Here is a 20,715-nt window from a genome sequence, read left to right as displayed (position 1 = left end):
CGCGCCTGGAATTTTGCATGCCGAATGCAGCATGCCGGTACCATGCATGCTGCATGCAAAACACGATTCCTCCTTTTTACCGATGCCCGGACAAACCGCCATCAAGATTTTTCCTGTGGCTGCCGTAAACATGTCGGATAACCGCGCACGACCCCGTACACGCCAGGCCCGCCCCTCGACGGTCTCCTCCGAAATGGCACGATAAGATACGGCAGCGTTCAGAACAGAACCCCGGCCTGCGCCATTGGCACTCGCTTAAACGGAGATTCCGGCGTGTCCAGTCGCCAATCCCTCACTTTCAGGATGACGGCCTTCATCGTGGCCGTCTGTGTCCTGCTGATCGGCACCGACGTGTGGCGCAGCATTGCCGCACGGCGCGTGCAGCTCGAAGAAATGACCACGGCCACGGCCAACCTCGCGCGCGCCATGGCGCAGCATGCAAACGACACCTTCAAGGAAGCCGATACGACGCTCATCGGCATGGTCGAACGTGTCGAGCAGGAAGGCACCGAACCGGCCGCGCTCGAACGGCTGCATCGCTCGCTCGTGACGCGGGTCGAACAGTTGCCTCAACTCAACGGTCTTTTCATCTACGACAAAAACGGCGCGTGGCTCGTCAACTCGCGCCCGGCGCTCAGCCAACGTTTCAACAATGCCGACCGCGAGTATTTTGAATACCATCGCACGCACACCGGGCGCGGGCCGCATATCGGCTTGCCGGTGAAGAGCCGCTCGTCCGGCAAGTGGATCGTGCCGATATCTCGGCGCATCGATGCGCCCGACGGCAGCTTCGCGGGCGTGGCGCTCGCGACCATCGACGTGGCCTTCTTCTCGCGCTTCTACGACAGTCTCGACCTCGGCCAGGGCGGCGCGGCGGCGCTGGTTTCGAATGAGGGCGCGATGATCGTGCGCCGACCGTTCGAGGACCGTTTCGTCGGTAAGAGCATGGTCGACACGACGCTCTTTCGCATGCATCGCGCCGATAGCCGCTCAGGAAGCTTCATAACCAGTTCGTCGCAGGATGGCGTCACGCGTCTGAACAGTTACCGCGAGCTCGAGGATTACCCGCTTTTCGTGGCGGCGGCGCTCTCGCGTGACGAGATCATCGCGCCGTGGTGGCGCGACACGCTTTGGCACGCGGCGGTCACCGCATTGCTGGCACTTGCGCTCGCGCTGTTCGGCTTCAAGATCGTGCGGCAGATTACGAGCCGCATCAAGATCGAGCAGGAGCTCGCGCGCAGTCTTGCCACTACCCGCACCGTACTCGATACGGCGATAAACCCGATCATCACCGTCGACGAACGCGGCGCGATTCGCTCGTTCAACACGGCGGGAGAGAAGGTCTTCGGCTATGCCGCGAGCGAACTGATCGGACAGAACATCCGCTTGCTCGTGCCGCCGGCCTGGATCGAAACGTATAACGAATACATAACGCAATTCACTACTGGCACCGGCGTGCCCACGGCGAACGGCGAACTCGCCGGGCTTCGCAAGGACGGCACGTCGTTCCCCGCTCATGTCTCCACGGGCGCGATGCAAGTAGATGGCGCTTTGCATTTTGTATGCGTCATTACGGACATCTCGCGGCAAAAGAAGGAACGCAGTGAACTCGCCGATGCGCGCGACCAACTGTTGCTCGCGGCCGATATCGCCGAACTCGGTATCTGGTCATGGGACATCGTTACCGGGCGGCTGCACTGGACGCCGCGCATGTTCGAGATTTACGGCTATCCGCCCGAACTAGTCGACCAAGGATTGAATATCGAGCACTGGCAGCAGCGCATCCACCCGGACGATCGTGACGCGACGCTGCAAAGTCTGCAGGCGGCCATCGACGGAGCGCCTGTCGTCATGCCGCCCTTTCGCATCGTTCTGGCGAATGGCGCGATCCGGCGCATTCAGAGCGGACTGCGCATTCAACGCGATGCGAGCGGCCGCGCCGTCTCGATGACCGGCGTAAATTACGACGTCACCGATCAATACGAACTCGAATACCACCTGCGTCACGCGAAGGAACAGGCCGATGCAGCGAGCGCGGCCAAATCCACCTTCCTCGCCAACATGAGCCACGAGATCCGTACGCCGATGAATGCGGTCCTCGGCATGCTGCATCTGGTGCAACTGACTTCGCTCAATCGTCGTCAGCAAGACTACGTGAGCAAAGCCGAAACCGCGGCCAAGTCGCTCCTCAACCTGCTCAACGACATTCTCGATTATTCGAAGATCGAAGCAGGCAAGCTGCAACTCGACAGTCATCCGTTCGAGCCTGAAAAGCTGATGGAAGAACTCGGCGTCGTACTCTCCGGTAATCAAGGCACGAAGGACGTGGAAGTACTGTTCGACCTCGACCCGGAATTGCCCGACACGCTCTTGGGCGACGGCTTTCGCCTGCAGCAGGTGCTCATCAACCTTGCGGGCAACGCGCTCAAGTTCACGACGGCCGGGCAGATCGTCGTGAGCGTGCACGGCATCGAAGCGGTCAAAGACGCGTCGGTGCGCGTGCGCGTGGCGGTTAGCGATAGCGGCATCGGCATCAGCGCGCTTCAGCTCGAACGCATTTTCGAAGGCTTCACGCAAGCGGAAGCATCGACTACACGCCGTTTCGGCGGCTCCGGGCTCGGACTCGTGATCTGCAAACGGCTCGTCGCGATGATGGGCGGCGAACTGCAGGTAGAGAGCGAAGTGGGCGTGGGCAGCCGCTTCTGGTTCGATATTGAATTCGGCATTCAATCGGATGTACACAAAATACAAACGGATGACATCGACTTCGATCATCCGGTGCGCCTCCTGATCGCCGACGACAACCCCATCGCGGGCGAAATCCTGTTGCGCACGGTGCGCTCGCTGGGATGGCACGCCGATGTGGTCGAGAGCGGCATCGAAGCCGTGGAACGCATCGGCGATGCGGCACGCGACAACCAGCCTTACGACATCGCCCTGATGGACTGGCGCATGCCAGGGCTCGACGGTTTGAATGCCGCACGCCTGATCCACACGATGAAAGGCCGCGCCGCGCCGCCGCTCGTGTTGCTCGTCACCGCTTTCGGACGCGAAGTGCTGAGGGAAACGCAAGAAGGCGGCGCGCCGCCCTTCGCCGGCTTTTTGACCAAGCCGGTCACGCCCAAGCAACTCGTCGCCGCGATTCGCGTGGCAAGATCGAATGCAAACGACAAAGAGGCACCGCCTGTCCCGGCAAGCGCACCGCGCAAGCGGCGTCTCGCCGGACTCGAACTGCTCGTAGTCGAAGACAATGCGCTCAACCGGCAAGTCGCGGAAGGTTTGTTGCGCGCGGAAGGCGCCACCGTGACGCTTGCGGAAAGCGGACGTGAAGGCGTGCATGCCGTGCTCCAGGGCAACGCGCGCTTCGACGCCGTTCTGATGGACGTGCAGATGCCCGACCTCGATGGACTCGAAGCCACCCGACTGATACGTGCGGATGGCCGCTTCGGCGCGTTGCCGATCATCGCGATGACGGCGAATGCATCGAATGCGGATCGCGACACCTGTCTCGCTGCGGGCATGAACGATCACGTCGGCAAGCCGATCGATGTCGAGCGGCTGGTGGCAGTGCTCAGTGCACGAGCCGTCGTGGAAGACGCGGCATCGAGTCATGCGGAAGACGATGACATCGTCGAGCCATCCGCGTCGCTGCTCGCGCGATTCGGCGGCAATCATGATCTGATTCGTAACGCGATTGATGGCTTTGGACCACAGACCGCCAAGCATTTGACGCGGCTTGTTGCACGGCTTGCCGCGCGCGATGTTCAGGGCGTGGCATCGGTACTGCATACGCTTAAGGGTAGCGCGGGCACTGTTGGCGCATCGGCATTGGCGAAGCTCGCTGCGCGGCTCGAAAACGATCTCAAAGCCTCGGACGATACGGCGCGCGCGCTCGCCTCCATCGACGCACAACTCGCGCGCATGCAGCAGTTGCTTGCAACGAGCGTCGAGCGCCTCACGCAGGCATTCCCGCAAAGGCATGCAAGTACGCAAGAGAAGCCGCAAATACAGCCTCTTGCCGACGAAGACTGGCGCGCGCGCCTCAACGACATTGTTGCGTTGCTCGATTCATCGAATCTTCAAGCGATTGCAATGTCCGAGAGTTTGTGGCCGCAAGCGCCGGATGACCAGCGCGTTGCCTTTGAACAATTGCTTGCGCGTGTACGCGCTCTCGACTTTGAGCGCGCATCAAGACTTGCGCGCGACATGCTGGAGCAAAACTGATATGGAAGAGCTTGAGCAATGGCTCATGCATGTGCACCGTCGTCCCAAGCTCGTGATCGCGGACGATCAGCCCGTCAATATTCGCGTGCTGTATGAACTCTTTCGCGACACGTGCGACATCTTCATGGCGACGAGCGGCGCGCAAGCTATTCAAGTCGCGCAAAACGAACTGCCCGATTTGATTCTGCTCGATGTCGTGATGGACGATCTCGACGGACACGAAGTATGCCGCCGCCTCAAGTCCGATCCGTTGACGCGCGATACACCCATCATCTTCATCACCTCGCAGGATCACGAAGACGACGAAGTCAAAGCGCTCGAACTCGGCGCCGTTGATTTCATCACTAAGCCGATCAATCCTGTCATCACGCGAGCACGCGTGCGCACGCATCTGACGCTCAAGCTGCAAGGCGACCGCTTGCGCGCAAGCGCCCTGCTGGACGGTCTTACCGGTGTCGCTAATCGACGCAAGTTCGATGAAGACTTGCTTGCGGACTGGCGGCATTGCGCACGTGAGAATTCGCCGCTTTCGTTGATCCTGTTGGATGTGGATTACTTCAAGCGCTTCAACGATCACTATGGCCATCAGGCCGGCGATGCTTGTTTAAAGACGATTGCCAAGACTTTGGGGAAGAGTCTGCGCAGGCCCTATGACAAGCTTGCGCGCTATGGCGGCGAAGAGTTCGCGTGCCTCTTGCCGAATACGAATGTCGATGGTGCCAAACTGGTCGCGCAGAACATGCTGGACGCCGTGCGTGCGTTGGCCATTGCGCATCGCCTTTCGGACGTCGATGAGCATGTGACCTTGTCGGCGGGTGTGGCCGCGGTTTTGCCATCGCGCGAACTGCTGACCTCCGCTGTGCTCATCAAGGCCGCAGACGACGCTCTTTACGAAGCAAAGCGCGCCGGACGTGCGCGCTTCGCTCTTGCACCTTTAAAATAAATCGCAGCGCTCACGCATCACGGCCTTCGCGCGAAGCCGCTGGAAACGAATGCACGCTCGCGCCGCCCGGCGATTCACGAAGCGCATTGATTTCCTCTTCGACTTTGCGCGCCGCCGTCAATGCGTTGAGCACGCGAGCCTGCAATACTGCGGGCTTTGCCGGCTTGGCGATGACATCCGCCGCACCGCTATCCAGCGTGCGCTGCTCGATTGCGACATCGCATGCTTCGACGAGTACGACTATCGGCACATGCGGATGCGAGGCTTCCAATTGGCTCAAAGTTTCGTCGATACCATTTTCGCAGCAACGTGAATCGAGCACGATCGCGGCGGGCGCATGGCGGCTTGCAAGAGCCAGCGCGGCTTTGCAATCGGCCACGATGTCCAGCGCGCCGATCGCTTCGAGCGCGTCGCGATGCGCATCGGCTGTATCGTCCGCAAGAATGCCCACGACATAGATGCTCGCTGCCTTGCGTTGAACCTGCGGCGTTGTGTCTGCGTTCACAGCTTGCGTCCGTGCTTCCGTGACTCGGCGGCGCAAGCGCAGTTGAGCACGCACACGTGCCTGCAGTCGTGCAGCAACCAGCGGCTTGATAACGTAGTCGGCCGCGCCCATGCGAAAAGCGTCGACCTCTAACGCGGGCGCGTCATGACTCGTCACGAAGATGACGGGCACGTGTGCAAGCTTAGGGTCGCGCTTAAGAACCTCGCAAACGTCGAAGCCCGTCATGTTTGGCAGATTCGCGTCGAGCAAAATCAGGTCGGGGATCGATTGGCGAGCGAGCGTCAAGGCCGCTTCGCCTGTCATGGCAAAGCGCTGATCAGGAAATTCCGCAAGCATTTCGCCCACGATGCGAATCATGGCCGGATCGTCCTCGACGAACAGCAAACGCGGCTGGCGAGAGGATGCAAGGGTGCTGAGCTGATCCATTTTCTGACTGGTATTCATCGGGCGGGCACACTCCACGACGTTACGCCTTGCCTTCAAAAATTCTGGTGTCTGGCAGACGAGTTCATTTGAGAATACAAATTATCCGATATTTCCGCTAAGGCTCAAACCAGCGCTAAAAATTCGTTCACCCGATGCGGTTCCTGAGACCAGCAAGTAAAATGTACGGCGCGTTTTCAACGTTTGCCCTTGCTCCGACAGGGCCGATTGGCAGTGCGCAAGCGTACAGACACAGATCGCAAACCGCATCCGCAAATTTTTCTCTTTCGTTTTTAATCGATTTGTACAGATCAATGCAAACATTCAAAAACGCGTTATCGTTTGCGGGGCGTTTAAGCTCTTAGGAATAAAGCGCATACTAGCGGCATATACAAATAAGATGAGAAAAGCCATGCACGGGGAAAACAGGACGCTTTATTATGCCGGGCGCACCGTATCGGAAGAACTTTCCGAGCGCTTGCATGCTCGCGGCTGGACGATTGAGCAAATCGATCCCGTCAAGCCACCTAAAGCCGCCCGTCATGGCAAGCGCGCTGCCGCCGGCATTGTCGACCTGACTAAACGCGGGCTCGCAAAAGATACGGCCGTTGTCGCCGAATTGCTTGCACTCTGCCAGATTGGCTGGGTTGCAACGGTCGACGCCGAGCATGTCGAGAATCCCGAGATTTGTCGGCTTATCCGCGACTTCTGCTTCGATTACGTGACCGTGCCTTCATCGGCGGATCGCATAGTCGATGCAGTCGGTCATGCGTATGGCATGGTCGCCTTGCACGATACGGCAAGCAGCGCGACTGGCAACGAATCGCGTAAGGACGATGGCAAGGAAGGCAGCATGGTCGGTTCATGTGACGCCATGCAGGCGCTTTATCGATCAATCCGTAAAGTCGCCATGACGGATGCACCAGTGTTCATTTCCGGCGAATCAGGCACCGGCAAGGAATTAACGGCGGTTGCAATTCATGAACGCTCGGTACGTCGCGATCAACCATTCGTCGCAATCAACTGCGGCGCCATTCCACCGCATCTGCTTCAATCCGAATTGTTCGGCTACGAGCGCGGCGCATTTACGGGCGCAAATCAACGCAAGATCGGCCGTGTGGAGGCCGCGGATGGCGGTACGCTCTTTCTCGATGAAATCGGCGATCTGCCGCTCGAGAGTCAAGCGAGTCTCTTGCGCTTTCTTCAAGAACGCAAAATCGAACGTCTTGGCGGCCAGACCTCGACGGACGTGGATGTGCGCATCATTTCGGCCACGCACGTCGATATGCAAACCGCGATGATCGAAGGCCGTTTTCGCGCGGACTTATACCACCGTTTGTGCGTCTTGCAGATCGACGAGCCCCCTTTGCGCGTACGCGGCAAGGATATCGAACTGCTCGCCAATCATATGCTCGATCGCTATAGAAAAGATGCGAGCCGACGCTTGCGTGGCTTCTCGCCGTGCGCCATCGCGGCGCTTCACAATTACGGCTGGCCGGGCAATGTGCGTGAATTGATTAATCGCGTGCGTCGCGCCATTGTCATGGCGGAAGGACGTCAGATTCTCGCTAGCGATCTCGAACTCGGCGAATACGCCGAAGCTGCGCCGACGACGCTTGCGCAAGCACGCGAAGCCGCAGAGCGGCAAGCCATTGAAGTCGCACTCTTGCGTCATCGCGGCCGCTTGGGTGAAGCGGCCAATGAGTTGGGCATTTCGCGAGTCACGCTTTATCGTATGTTGACGGCTTATGGTCTGCGCGCTAAAGCAGATCGCACGCTTGAGGCATCGAGCGCTTAAGACGCACGAGGCGAAGACTAATTAAAGTGTCGGTCGAGCGCTGCCAGTAAGTGCTGCGAGAGTCGCGTCGCGCGGCCCTGAATCGCTCGATCCGATAATCTCGATAACGCATACGACGCCGCCAGCACCGCCGTCAGCGTGGCGCCGTATAGCGCCAAGGCTGTCTCGTTGCTTGTCTCCTTGAACCTTCCCTCAAAGAAATGGAAGGTCACGTAGACACAAATGAAATGCCAAAGATAAATTCCGTAGCTCTCACGGCCTAACGCGGCGGCACAGCGGCGGATCATCGACGGGCTTTGTGTCTTGCGCATGATAGGCGGCGTACTTGCTTTGTGCGCGCGGCGCGTGCAAACGAACAGCAGGAAAGCTACGGCGCTACATGCCGCGAATAACGGTGCGAGGGCATGAGCTTTAGCGAGCCATACGCCGAGCATCGCGGTCACGATGGCAAAGCCAAGCGCCAGCGAAGCGTAGAGGTACGACTTAAGTCGCGTCACTCTTTCGTTGCCCGTCAAGTGCGACCGAAAGGCATACCACGCCCACATGCCAACGATGAAGCACGGTCCCTGCACGGGCGGCCAGAAGTAACTGTACGAGTTGTTCGTCACATCGCAATCGAGCACGCCGTGGCATTCGCTCATCGATGTAATGGCAAAGGAAAGCGCCAGCAGTATTACGGTGGCGAGGAGCAGACGCTTGCGATTCATCGCCAGGAAAAACAATAGCGGTGCAATCAAGTAGAAGAGCATTTCGACGCCAATAGACCATCCTCCCGGGACCACGTTATTGATGGCCGTTGGCGAGAGCGCATGCAGGAAAAGCATGTTGAGGAGGATATCGACCGGGCCATGCACGCCGAGCACCCAAGCGTGTTCGTAACCGGAGCGCGTCGCCCCGTAACTGATAAGGCCGTAGATGACGATGGCCGCATAGTAAAGCGGAGCGATGCGAAAAAAACGCTTGATGTAGAAGCGTAGCGCGACGTGGCGCGCGTCGACACATCGCGCATGGTCCATCTCGAGGGTCATGAAGATCGTGATTGCGCTGATGACGAAGAACAACTGCACGCCGTACTGCCCCATGTGCGTCAGCAGCGTCACCGCTCCCGGCAGATTGGGGAACTGAAACGATAGATGTACTGCGACAACCCCGACAATCGCGAGCGCACGACCAGCGTCGAGTGCGGCAACGCGTCCTTGCTGCATCGATATCCTCCTTGCATGCATAGCGGCCTTCACAGCCGCGAGGTGCGTGGACATAGATGACTTCAACGAGTTCCCTGATTTCTCCAGCGCGCGCAATTCGATACATGCCGAAACACCTTTGCGTAAATGTGGCCGGCGTCGTTGTTGAAGGAAAACTGTTCGAGTTGAATATGTCTTAGCGGCATGTCTGCGATTCGCAACAATATTAAAAAAAATGATCGAGATGACATGGCAATTAAATCGTTGCAACCGCTTAACAGTAAAACGTTTAAGCGGGAAATGTTGCTGGCTGATTGCCGCTCTCAGCCAGGCTTTGTCCGCCAATGCCGCTCGAATCCGCCAGATGGGTGCGTTGCAAGCGACTGTAACGCGCCAACGAATGAAAGCATGATGTATGCTCCACCACGTAGACTAAGGTTGGCGGCTAGCACATTTGATGGACCTCGGCGCGATTGCTAGCGATTTCTTCAAGATTAGCGTCAATTTGGTATCGCTTGTTGTTCTCTCAGTAAGCGGCAGCGAACAAAGGTGAAAGCATCTTTCGCGTAAAGTTCAACCGTGTGCTGCGTGCTAAAGACTTCAAAAAAATCAAAGTCGGCAAGTTCAGCCAGACGTCGAGGGCCATGGGGGCGCTTTGTGCGAGACCGTACAGAACGCTGTTTTGTGTGCTGTTTCACTGTTGAAGCTTTATTCCAGTGATATGCATTTCTTTCTTTGAGCGGGGCGACAAGGGAGATGACATCGTTATCCCAAGCGCAATGCGAGGGCTTTTGGAAGGACGGATTTCTCCGTCTTGAGAAAGTTGCGGAGCATGCGGAGATTAAGACCTTGCGTACAATTGGCGACCGCCTGCTGCGCGAAAAGGCGGGATTCAAGCAAGGCATGCTGTTCGACTTTTATCCGGAAGGTGAGGGTCCGGACAAGCCTAAGCTCGCGCAATTGCATGGTCCGTCGCATTTCGAGCGAAGCCTCATGGAGAGCGAGTTGAATCGGCGCGTGCAACGTGTCGCCATGCAACTGCTCGGCCCCAAGGCACGCTTCGTGAGCGACAGCTTTTTTCATAAGCCCGCTCATACCGAGGCCGTGACACCCTGGCATCAGGATGAAGCATTCACCGACCCGCGCATCGAACATCGAGAGGTGAATTTCTGGTTCCCCTTGCAGCCGGTGTCGCTGACCAACGGGTGCATGCAGTTCATCGCCGGCTCGCATATTGGACCCGTGCTTCCGCATGGCCCCATTGGCGGCGATCCGAGCACGCATGGCCTTGAATGCGTCACGGGCTTCAATGCTGGCGAGGCGGTCGTTTGTCCGCTCGAACTCGGCGACTGCACCATTCATGCGGGACGTACGCTGCATTTCGCGGGTCCGAATCACTCGGATGCACCGCGCTATGCGTATTCGATGGTGTTTGGCTTGCCACGACGGGCATCGAAAGAAGTCCGCAGCTTTCCCTGGAACGACAATCGCCGTCTCTCACGGCAGGCGCGTGTGAACGACTCCAGGACGCGAGACAGCTTTTGGCCATATTTGTCCCGCAAGGTGCGCGAGTTCGACTACACGAATCCTTATGAATGGCGGCTCGGCGCCGAACGCGTAGCGCGTCTTATCAAGGGTAAGCGCACCGCCGGTTGAGTATTAGAAGCATCAGGGAAAGAGGACGCGTGCGGCAGTCTAAAAGCCGAACGCGTCCTGCCTGAGAAATCGCAGAATTCGGTTAGCCACCGTGACCGGCTGTTCTTGCTGCACCCAATGCCCGGCACCTTCAATCATATGCACCGCGCGGAAATTGCTGCATGCGCGCATGCGCATCGCTTCGTATTGGCCAGGCCGCTGATACACGCCCCAGTCGCTACTTCCAGCAATGAAACATGCAGGCACGTCTATCGTGCTGCCTGACCATGTCTTAAGCGCGGCCGTGTGAGCGTCGCTAGTCGCGCAGCGATACCAGTTAAGCCCGCCTTGAAAACCGGTGCGCGAATATTCCCCCGCATAGACGTCGAGATCGCGTTCCGGCATCCATGCGCATGATGCGATCTGCTCCTCCGAAGGCATATGCGGTGCGACCGTCTCATGCATGCTCTTATCTTTCTCCATCACATAGTAAGTCGGCAACGTAGCGAGTTCTTCCGCGCTCAACGCCGCTAAAGGATGAGGATGATTTTCCGGCCAGTCCGCACTCTTCACGTGAAAATAAGCGCGCAGAAATGCGGCCATGCCTTGCGGCGCGTGCCACATGTCTTCATTCGCATCGGCACCCGAGTAATACCATTGATAGTGCTTACGGGGCGGGTCGAGCGCGTCTAGCGCCGCCAAGACAGTGGCCATCTCGGTCAATGCTGTATCGCCCGCCTCGTGCAGCGCATGTTCCGATGCGGTGCCAAATGGAAATGTCGGCGGCCCCGCAAACGGCGCGCTAAGCATGACCACCGACCTGAAGACATCCGGCCTGATCAACGCGCACCAAGCTGCTACAGGCGAACCGAAATCATGGCCGATGACCGCTGCCACGCTGTGATAGCCCAAGGCACTTATAAGCCCAAGCACGTCCCGCACGAGATTTGGAAAATTGAAGTCGTCGAGATCCGTATCGAATATAGCAGCCGCGCCCGTGGTACGCCCGTAGCCGCGCTGATCGGGCGCGACGACATGATAGCCGCCATTGGCAAGCGCCGGCATCACCTTGCGCCAGCTAAAAGCAAGCTCGGGAAAGCCATGCAAGAGCACGATGCATGGTCTGCCCGGCGTTTCGAAACCTGCTTCCAGCACGTGCATGGAGAGGCCATTGCCGTTGTCGATCAGACGTGAGCGGATGCCATCGGGCAACGGCAGATCCTTCAACGTTTCGGTCATGCATGGCTCCTGTCGAGTTCGGAGCCATTATGCTTCATGCCGCGAGGGCCGCGTTGGCGTCAGCGCTAGAGGATCGAATTACGTTTGCCGAGCTGCTCGAGCGGAACGTCATAAGTCTCCCGCATAGAAAAGATGGACACTGCGGACAACAGACACACCAGCACCGCGAATGCAGCCGGCATGACCCACGACGCCGTACCGTATTTACCTATGAGCGCGGATTCCACTAGCGGCGCAAACCCGGCCACGGCGAAGCCAAACTGCGTGCCGATCGCCATGCCGGAAAGGCGGACTTGCGTCGGAAAGCGTTCCGCGTATGTCGCCGGCCACACTGCATTCGTGATGCTATAAGCGAAGCCGCCGAGCACTACTCCCGCTGCAAAAACGAGCGCATTGCTCCCCGTCGTGATTGACCACAAAAAGATCACGACGCTAACTGCGCACAGCAAGTTTCCCGCGATAAATACAGGTCGTCGGCCGATACGGTCGGATAGCGTGGCCCATAACGGAATGGTGAAGACCGCGATGAAGTTAGCGACGATAGCCGTCCACAGCATGACCGAAGTGCTGATGGGTTGCGCCTGTGCGCGCGAAAACGAAAGCGCAAACACGGCGAACGTCGTGCCTATAGACGCAATGAGCGCGGCAAAGAAAACCTGTAGCAATTCCTTGCGATAACCCGTAAGCAGCGTCTTGAGCGGCATATTCGGCACCTCGCCATGCGAGGCTTCGCTTTCGAAGGCGGGCGTCTCTTCGAGTCGGCTACGCACGATAAAGCCGACGATCACCACCGCCACACTCAACCAGAAAGGCAAGCGCCAGCCCCACGACAGCAATTGATCTTCGGGTAACAAAGCCGCAAGCGGCAAGACTACAGCGGGCGCAAGCACCTGACCGCCCTGCGTCCCGCTTAAAGTCCAACTCGTGTAATAACCCCGACGATGCGCTGGCGCGTGCTCGAACGACATTGAATTCGCTCCGGCTTGTTCCCCTGCTGCGGAGATGCCCTGCAAGATTCGCATCAACACGAGTAGCGCAGGTGAGAGCAGTCCCGCGGTCTGATAAGTCGGCAAGCATCCCACTAAGAACGTCGAGAGCCCCATCAAGAGCAAGGTGCCGACCATCACGACCTTTCTGCCGAGCCTGTCACCGTAGTGGCCCATGAGGAACGAGCCTAAAGGACGTGCGGCATAAGCCACGCCAAAGGTCGCCATCGATGCAAGCGTCGCGGCGGTCATGTCGCCGGGCGGGAAGAATATCTTTGGAAAGACGAGCGCGGCGACAGTGCCGTAGATAAAGAAGTCGTAGTATTCGAGCGCGCTGCCGATCCACGCCGCGATTGCGGCCTTTCTGGCATGCTTGCCGCCTGGCACGCTCGATGATGTCGTCTCCGAGGTTCGACCAATCGTTTCTGTCGTCATATTGTCTCCGTGTTTTTTTATGGAAGTCGAAGCTTCTATCGTGTTACGCGAGCGCTCGTCTCAAGAAGGCTTTGACTAGCATGTTGTACGAGTATCGCGCGTTTAAGCGGATTGGTTTCGCGCTTAAGCGGCACTTCGACTGCTAGCGGAAGGTTATCGGGCAACACGGCAAGCAGCGCGCGTAAGGGCAACTCCCCTTCCCCGGGCAACAACCGATCTCCACGTGCCTCTGCAACGATGTCAGCGGGAGACGCCATTGGCGCATCACAAAGCTGAACGCTGCCGATGATCTGCGGATCAAGCGCCGCAACCTCTTCCACCGTTCCGCCTGAACGAATGAGATGAAGCGCGTCGATCAGAACAAACGCATTGGGCTTGCCAGAGGACAGCACGATATTCACAGCATCGGCTAGACGCGCGACAGGACGCCATAGCATGAACTCGACATCGAGCGACAAACCGAATGGCGCCGCGAGATCGCATAATGCGCTGAAGCGATCGATGACGCGTGCGCGGTCGGTATCGTCGATATTCACGCATGCACGGTGTGCTCCAAGTTCCGCGCCTGCCTCGAATGTGCCTTCATAGTCACCAACGGAAGTGTTGGCCGCAAGAGTAATCACTTCGATATCGGTCACCTTCACGTCGAGCTCATGCAGCAAGCGCTTGGTCGAACGCAATTCAGGCGACCTCGCAAGCAATGGATACTCGATACCGCCGTGCACGGGTGAGCAAAGACGAATGCTGATCGCTCGAAAGCCAGCGCTCGCCGCCAATTCGATAAGATCTGGCGGGCCTACGTCCAGTACCGTGAGATGAGCGAGCGATAGAGGTTTCATCAATACGTTGCCCTTCCACCCGTCAAATCGAACGCCGCGCCGGTGGAAAACGAGCATTCCTCCGTGGCGAGCCATGTCACCATCGACGCAACTTCGTCTGGACGACCTGCGCGTCCTAGCGGAATCTTGGCAAGCACGAAGTTGCGTGCATTCTCGGTCATGCCGCGCAGCATGTCGGATTCGATTGCCGCGGGCGTCACGCAGTTGACGCGAATCTCGGTATCCGCGAGCTCCTTGCCAAGCGACTTCGTCAATGCGATCACGCCTGCCTTCGACGCGCCATAAGCACCCTGGTTCGGGTTGCCCTCCTTGCCCCCGACCGACGACAGGCTCACGATACGTCCATGCCGCGCGCGACGCAGGTAAGGAAGCACTTCGCGGCAACAAATAAAAACGCCCGTGAGATTGATGTCGAGTACGCGCCGCCATGCGTCGATCGAATATGTCTCTACTGGACCGATATCTCCATTGATACCCGCAGCGTTGATCAACACATCGATCGATCCGAAGCGCTTGTGGGCTTCCTGCGCCGCGTTGGCTACACTGGCGGCATTCGTCACATCTACATGAGAAGCGAACGCCGCGTGAGCCTGCTCGGCCTTGGAAAAGGCAGCCTCGCTGTCGATATCCCAAAGCACGACCTTCGCACCCGACGCAACGAAGCGCTCAGCAATCGCATATCCGATACCACCAGAGCCGCCGGTGATGACACATACACGGTCCTGCAAATCCAGTTTGTTCATGGTCCCTTTGCGATAGAAATCACTCGAACCGATACTAAGGACAAACGCTGGCTTTGTCGTATGCTGAATTTCCTTTAAGCTATAACTTTTAGTTAAGCTGTACGGCGAACCGATGCGCTTCAAACTCCGCCATATGGAAGTCTTTCGCGCGGTCATGCTCACAGGCTCCATCAACGCGGCAGCCAAGTTGCTCTACGTATCGCAGCCTGCAGTGAGCAAGCTCGTGTCTCACATCGAGACGACACTGGACCTGCGCCTATTCGAGCGCTCCAAGAGCCGCCTCATTCCCACGGCCGAGGCACATGCGTTATTCAGGGAAATCGAGCAGGTTTATCAGGCTGCCGTGCGCGTGGATGAATTCGCGCGCGCGCTTTCGCTAGGGCCGTCGAGCCTGTTGCGCGTCACTTGCAGTGCATCGCTCGCAATGAGCGTCGTGGCTCCCGCGCTCGTCGATATCAAGGCCAAGCTGCCTGCACTGACCGTAGGCTGGCAGACCACACTAATGGCGGACATGCCGATGGAAATCTTGAGCAAGGAAGCAGAGGTCGCCGTTGCCGCAATGCCGGTCACGCACGAACATCTGGAAAACGTTTCGTTCATGTACGGCAGCATGGTTTGCGCCTTGCCAAGGGGGCACAGACTTGAAGCGGCATCGGTCGTGTCGCTTGCCGATCTGGTAAGCGAACCCGTGGTGCTGTTCAAGCGAGACATTCCGTTTGGAACCGTGATCGCACAGACGTGCCAGCAAGCGGGCGTCGAACTCAAGTCGACAATCGACGTGATGCGCGCCGATCAGGCACTGGCGCTCGTCGAAGGCGGGCTCGGCGTGACCATCGTCGATGATTTCGCCACGGCAGGCACAGCTCTCACCATACGCCCGCTACGCGAACACATACATTTGACGGCAAGCTTCGTTTATTCGCGCTTTGCGCCGCCATCGCGCAACGCGGTTCTATTCATGCAGGCAGTTTATAAGAATGCGCAGCGCCTAGGCCGCGCCATTCCCGATGCGCGTGTCCCCGGTTAAGCGACGACGCGCTTGACGCCAAGCGCCAAACCGCTGCACGCTTTAACATGAACGAAACGCAAAAATCTCTTACTTACGGAATCAAGCCATGACCACGTCATCCTCTCGCCGCCGCGCCGCCTTTCGCGAATTGGTCAACGCGCGCCGCGCACTGCTGTTACCGGGCGCTTTCAACGCGATGAGCGCACGCGTGGCCGTCGACCTCGGCTTCGAAGCAATTTATATAACCGGCGCAGGCGTTACGAATATGTCGCTAGGACTGCCCGATCTTGGTTTCATCAGCCTCGCGGAAGTCGCGGAACATACCTCTCGTATTCGCGATGCCGTCGATGTTCCGCTCATCGTCGATGCGGATACCGGCTTCGGCAATGCACTCAATGTGCGCCACACCGTACGCACGCTCGAGCGCGCTGGCGCGGACGCCATTCAACTCGAAGATCAGGTGATGCCTAAGAAATGCGGCCATTTCGCGGGTAAGAACGTGGTCTCGACCAGCGAAATGGTCGGCAAGATCCACGCCGCGGTCGACGCACGCGAGGACGCGAATTTCCAGATCATTGCACGCACGGATGCCTGCGCGGTGGAAGGCTTCGACCGCGCCATAGAGCGGGCGCGCGCATTTGTCGAAGCCGGGGCCGACATTCTTTTCATCGAGGCCATCGAGACGCCAGAGCAAATTGCCTCGCTAACCGAACTCGTCGAAGCGCCGCAACTCATCAATCTCGTCATCGGCGGAAAGACGCCGGTAACAGCGCGAGAGGACCTCGAGCGCCTTGGCTTTAGCCTCGTCCTTTATGCCAACGCCGCGTTGCAAGGCGCCGTGCGTGGTATGCAGACGGCGTTGTCGGCACTAAAGACACAAGGCCGTCTCGATGAAGATCCAGGCATAGTTGCACCTTTTTCGGAACGTCAGCGGCTCGTGAACAAGCCGCTGTACGACGAGCTGGACCGCAAATACGCAGCCGATTAAAGGCTGCTCTTAGCGCTCGCATGCCTCAAGCGAGAGTTTGCTATGCTGCCTTCGAACCGGACGAGTCGCACGTGACGAAGTCCGGCGCTCAATCACTCAGGTAACAAAACGGAGATAGAGATGGCAAAGGGATATTGGGTCAGCGCATACCGCAAGATCATCAACGCTGATCAGGCCGCGGAGTACGCGAAGCAGGCGACGGTTGCGATCAAGGAAGGCGGCGGACGCCCTCTCGCGCGCGGCGTGGCGTCGTTCATTCAGGGCGATGGCGTTAAGGAACGCACGGTAATCATCGAGTTCGACTCACTCGATGCTGCTAAAGCCGCTTACGACAGCAAGACCTATCAGGACGCGCTCGTTACGTTAGGCGATTCAGTGGAGCGTGATTTCCGCATTGTCGAAGGCGTTGAATAACGTCCTGCGCTTTGTTCGAAAGGCGATGACGTCCCCTCGTCATCGCCTTGAGTCGCCATTCAAGCGCCGGCTGCATCAGCCAGTTCGTTCAAGTCGTTCACGATGAAGTCCCAATCGCTTTCTGCTTTGAGGTCTGTGGTTTGTCCCGCACCGTGCTCATAAGGCCGAGCGATAAACGCAGTCTTCAGGCCGCACGCTCTTGCCGCGACGAGATCGCTATTATGGGCCGCCGCCATGCACACCTCTTCAGGCTTGAGCATGAGCGCATCGACCGCACGCAGATAAGCCTGCGGCGTTGGCTTATAAGCCTGCGCTGTTTCCGCGCCGAGAATCGCATCCCATGGCAGACCACCGTGTTTCGCCATGTCCACCATTAACTTGATATTGCCGTTCGATAACGGCGCAATGATGTAGCGCGTCTTGAGGCGCGCAAGTCCTTTTACGGAATCGGGCCAAGGGTCCAGACGATGCCACGCGAGATTCAACTCATCGAGCACATGCGTTGGAACGGCATCTTTGTCGATGCCGAATTCGGGCAACACGTCGTCCAGATTTTCTCGATGCAAGACATCCAGCCTTACGAACGGTCTTTCGCCACTGCGGACTTTCTGCATTGCGGGTGCATAGCGACTGCGCCATGCATCGGCAAACGCTTCCGGCGATGCGTTCGCTTGACCGAGAGCGTTTAGAAACGACGCAGCTTCCCGCGCTATGCCGCCGCGCCAGTCCACCACGGTACCGAAAACGTCGAATACGAAAGCCTTTACTAAGGGCTGGGTCACGAGACTTCTCCGTTGGCTTTAGTTCTCAAAGCTAGTCTAGCAAGGCCACAGCTCCCTGCGCTTGGTTCTACCGCGTAAGACTGTTCGCAGTATGGCCAAAGCGCGTTGAATGAAACTGCATTCTGTCGATTGCATGCATCATGCAAGACACCGAATGCAAAACGTGACGACGCCATATTTTGACCATCGCGAAAAAAAATGCTATTACGACGAGGCCTCGCGTCTGCTCAAGAGCGGACGAAAGCAAACCGTAAGCGCTCCGGCATGCCGCCGCCGCGCGCCAGCACAAAGTCACTGTGAACCCAACGACAACTCTTGCTTCGTGGTCAGCCCACGATACTCAGCTTCTGATCGCCTGCGCGCTCGGCCTTGCGGTCATCATCCTCTCAATCGGCGTTCTCAAGCTCGCGCCGTTCCTGTCTATCCTAGTGGGTACATTCGTTGCCGGTTTCGCTGCGCATCAACCGTTGGAAGCCATTGCGCAGGCCTTTAGCAAGGGTGCGGGGGCGTTGCTCGGCGATGTCGGCATCATCATCGCGCTCGGCGCCATGCTCGGTGCGCTGATGGCCGAGTCGGGGGCAGCGGATCGGTTGGTGACGACCCTGCTCGATCTTTCCACGCCCCGCAGTCTGCCGTGGATGATGGCGCTCGTCGCGATCATCGTGGGCCTGCCGCTCTTCTTCGAAGTGGGCCTTGTAATGATGGTGCCGATCATCTTCGTGATGGCACGGCGCTCCAAGCAGCCGATCCTGCGCATCGCGATCCCCGCGCTCGCCGGCATGACGACTTTGCATGCATTATTACCGCCGCATCCAGGGCCGCTCATTGCCGTGAGCGCATTGCATGCAGATCTGGGACTGACCCTCGGGCTCGGTTTGATCGTTGCGCTGCCGGCCGTGATTCTGGCGGGTCCGCTCTACGGCATTTGGCTTTCGAAGCGCATGCATGTCGAAGAGCCAGAAGAGATGGGCAAACTCTTTACCGAGCATGCGGATGGCGCAGCGACACCGGGCTTCGCAATCTCGCTTATCACGATACTCCTACCCGTCGTGATGATGCTCGGCCGCACGATCGCCAAGCTCGCGCTTACCAAGGACACGCTGCTTTACGACACGCTCGACTTCGTAGGCGAACCGTTGATTGCGCTTGCTCTAACGGTACTCTTCGCCATCGTGATGCTCGGTTGGTCGCGCGGCATGGCGCGCGATCGCGTAGGCGGCATCTTGCGCAATAGCCTGCCGCCAATCGCGGCGCTTCTGCTCACCATCGGCGCAGGCGGTGGACTCAAGCAGACACTCGTCGCCGCGGGTATCAGCACGACGATCGGCAAGATCGCCGTGGGCGCGCATCTGCCGCTGGTCTTGCTTGCGTGGCTGATCGCAGTGGCGCTAAGGCAAGCCACCGGATCGGCAACAGTCGCCACGACGACGACAGCCGGTATCGTGGCGCCCGTGGTTAGCGGCTTGTCTGCCACGCACAACTCGTTGATGGCGCTTGCCATCGGCGCCGGCTCCGTGTTCTTCTGTCACGTCAACGACGCGGGCTTCTGGATGGTGCGCGAATATTTCGGCTTAACGCTCAAGCGCACCGTAGCCGTTTGGTCGGTCTTGCAGACCATCGTGTCGGTCGTCGGACTCGTGCTGACCCTCGCCTTGTGGGCGCTGCTCAACTAGCGATGTCTTTAATCTTTACGAGGTCGCAAAGTGCTTCTCGACTTCCATCGCTTTGTCGAGCCCGACAAAGCGGTTGTATTCCTCGAAGGTCGTGAGCCGGTCTGCAATGGCATCTGTCGTGCCTTCGCGCATGAAGTCGATCATGACTTCCTTGACAGCTTTATGCATGGCAAGCATCGACTCGATTGGGGCGAGGGTGTAATCGAAGCCTATTTCGTAGGCCTCTTTCATCGAGACGAACGGACTCTTTCCCGTTCGCGCCTGATTGAAAAGAATCGGCTTGCCTAACGGCTTGAGACGACGCGTGAGCTCGCGCATGTGTTCGAGGCTTTCGGGCGCATCGGCATAGAGGCCATCCGCGCCTGCTTCGGCGTAGGCTTCGAGCCGCGCGATCGCATCGTCGATTCCGGTTACTGCAATCGCATCCGTACGGGCCACGATGAAGAAGTCCGGATCGGTGCGCGCCTCGATCATTGCGCGCAACTTGAGCACCATCTCGTCCTTCGATACGAGCTGCTTGCCCGCATAGTGTCCACATTTCTTGGGCAATGCTTGATCTTCGAGATGCAGCACCGATGCGCCCGCTTCTTCCCATAGACGGATCGTGCGCTGCACGTCTAGGATGCCGCCGTAGCCCGTATCGGCATCCGCGAATATGGGCACTGTCGTCACGCGGCAAATGCGGCGGATATGCTCGAACATTTCCGTCTGCGAGAGTACGCCGATATCCGCCTGCCCTGCAATCACGCCGGATGCAACGAAACCGCTAACGTATAGCGACTTGGCGCCGGCCTGTTCCGCCAGCATCGCGGTCAACGCATCGTGCGCGCCCATGCAGACGAATGGGCCCTCTTTAAATAATTCGCGAAAACGGGCTGAACGGGTCAAGATGATT

At 58.3% G+C, this 20,715-nt stretch carries 16 protein-coding genes; 8 read left to right on the top strand and 8 right to left on the bottom strand.

Translation table 11 applies throughout. From position 1 onward, the window contains the following. Nucleotides 1-273: 273 nt before the first annotated feature. Complete coding sequence (locus NCT04_RS23795) at nt 274-4,224, top strand: response regulator (protein WP_250467978.1); 3,951 nt, start codon at nt 274-276, stop codon at nt 4,222-4,224. A gap of 1 nt (nt 4,225) precedes the next feature. Beyond that, nucleotides 4,226-5,167 (top strand): diguanylate cyclase domain-containing protein, encoded by a 942-nt coding sequence (locus NCT04_RS23790; RefSeq protein WP_250467977.1) that lies wholly within the window; start codon nt 4,226-4,228, stop codon nt 5,165-5,167. A gap of 10 nt (nt 5,168-5,177) precedes the next feature. Here NCT04_RS23790 and NCT04_RS34895 read toward each other — a convergent pair whose 3' ends face one another. After that, nucleotides 5,178-6,008, bottom strand: coding sequence for a response regulator (locus NCT04_RS34895; protein WP_284509422.1), 831 nt, complete (start codon nt 6,006-6,008; stop codon nt 5,178-5,180). Nucleotides 6,009-6,507: 499 nt separating this feature from the next. Between NCT04_RS34895 and NCT04_RS23775 the strand changes: the two genes are divergently transcribed. Continuing rightward, nucleotides 6,508-7,893, top strand: coding sequence for a sigma-54 dependent transcriptional regulator (locus tag NCT04_RS23775; RefSeq protein ID WP_250467976.1), 1,386 nt, complete (start codon nt 6,508-6,510; stop codon nt 7,891-7,893). Between the two features lie 17 nt (nt 7,894-7,910). Here the strand turns inward: NCT04_RS23775 and NCT04_RS23770 are convergent, their stop codons facing one another. Beyond that, the gene (locus tag NCT04_RS23770) at nt 7,911-9,098 is read right to left on the bottom strand and encodes an acyltransferase family protein (RefSeq protein ID WP_250467975.1); all 1,188 of its coding nucleotides are present in this window, start codon (nt 9,096-9,098) and stop codon (nt 7,911-7,913) included. Nucleotides 9,099-9,833: 735 nt separating this feature from the next. Between NCT04_RS23770 and NCT04_RS23765 the strand changes: the two genes are divergently transcribed. Next, nucleotides 9,834-10,733, top strand: a complete 900-nt coding sequence (locus tag NCT04_RS23765) for a phytanoyl-CoA dioxygenase family protein (RefSeq protein WP_284503899.1) — start codon at nt 9,834-9,836, stop codon at nt 10,731-10,733. A gap of 39 nt (nt 10,734-10,772) precedes the next feature. Here the strand turns inward: NCT04_RS23765 and NCT04_RS23760 are convergent, their stop codons facing one another. The 4 genes from NCT04_RS23760 to NCT04_RS23745 all read right to left on the bottom strand — a co-directional run bounded on the left by NCT04_RS23760 (nt 10,773) and on the right by NCT04_RS23745 (nt 14,954). After that, a complete protein-coding gene (locus NCT04_RS23760; protein ID WP_250467974.1) occupies nt 10,773-11,951 on the bottom strand; it encodes an alpha/beta hydrolase in 1,179 nt (392 codons plus the stop codon). Nucleotides 11,952-12,016: 65 nt separating this feature from the next. Further along, nucleotides 12,017-13,372: an MFS transporter gene (locus NCT04_RS23755; protein ID WP_250467973.1), complete on the bottom strand. Its 1,356-nt coding sequence runs from the start codon at nt 13,370-13,372 to the stop codon at nt 12,017-12,019. 35 nt (nt 13,373-13,407) lie between these two features. Further along, a complete protein-coding gene (locus tag NCT04_RS23750; RefSeq protein ID WP_250467972.1) occupies nt 13,408-14,211 on the bottom strand; it encodes a sugar phosphate isomerase/epimerase family protein in 804 nt (267 codons plus the stop codon). Further along, entirely contained in the window at nt 14,211-14,954 is a 744-nt protein-coding gene (locus tag NCT04_RS23745; RefSeq protein ID WP_250468047.1) for an SDR family NAD(P)-dependent oxidoreductase, read from the bottom strand. The genes NCT04_RS23750 and NCT04_RS23745 overlap by 1 nt, the downstream gene beginning before the upstream one ends. 112 nt (nt 14,955-15,066) lie before the next feature. Between NCT04_RS23745 and NCT04_RS23740 the strand changes: the two genes are divergently transcribed. From NCT04_RS23740 to NCT04_RS23730, 3 genes are all read left to right on the top strand, one after another. Continuing rightward, entirely contained in the window at nt 15,067-15,981 is a 915-nt protein-coding gene (locus NCT04_RS23740; protein ID WP_250467971.1) for a LysR family transcriptional regulator, read from the top strand. A gap of 88 nt (nt 15,982-16,069) precedes the next feature. After that, entirely contained in the window at nt 16,070-16,951 is an 882-nt protein-coding gene (locus tag NCT04_RS23735; protein WP_250467970.1) for an isocitrate lyase/PEP mutase family protein, read from the top strand. 120 nt (nt 16,952-17,071) lie between these two features. Then, the gene (locus NCT04_RS23730; RefSeq protein ID WP_244831306.1) at nt 17,072-17,365 is read left to right on the top strand and encodes a DUF1330 domain-containing protein; all 294 of its coding nucleotides are present in this window, start codon (nt 17,072-17,074) and stop codon (nt 17,363-17,365) included. 59 nt (nt 17,366-17,424) lie between these two features. Here NCT04_RS23730 and NCT04_RS23725 read toward each other — a convergent pair whose 3' ends face one another. Beyond that, nucleotides 17,425-18,147, bottom strand: a complete 723-nt coding sequence (locus tag NCT04_RS23725; protein ID WP_250467969.1) for a haloacid dehalogenase type II — start codon at nt 18,145-18,147, stop codon at nt 17,425-17,427. A gap of 296 nt (nt 18,148-18,443) precedes the next feature. Here NCT04_RS23725 and NCT04_RS23720 point away from each other — a divergent pair, with 296 nt between their 5' ends. Beyond that, on the top strand, nt 18,444-19,820 hold the full coding sequence (locus tag NCT04_RS23720) for a GntT/GntP/DsdX family permease (RefSeq protein WP_250467968.1): 1,377 nt from the start codon (nt 18,444-18,446) through the stop codon (nt 19,818-19,820). Nucleotides 19,821-19,835: 15 nt separating this feature from the next. On the opposite strand, the gene NCT04_RS23715 is transcribed toward NCT04_RS23720, so the two are convergent. Further along, complete coding sequence (locus NCT04_RS23715; RefSeq protein ID WP_244831303.1) at nt 19,836-20,708, bottom strand: isocitrate lyase/PEP mutase family protein; 873 nt, start codon at nt 20,706-20,708, stop codon at nt 19,836-19,838. Nucleotides 20,709-20,715: the final 7 nt, after the last annotated feature.

The sequence above is a fragment of the Caballeronia sp. GAFFF2 genome (genome assembly GCF_023631485.1).
Lineage (GTDB): Bacteria > Pseudomonadota > Gammaproteobacteria > Burkholderiales > Burkholderiaceae > Caballeronia.
This window is presented reverse-complemented; position numbering and strand designations above follow the sequence as displayed.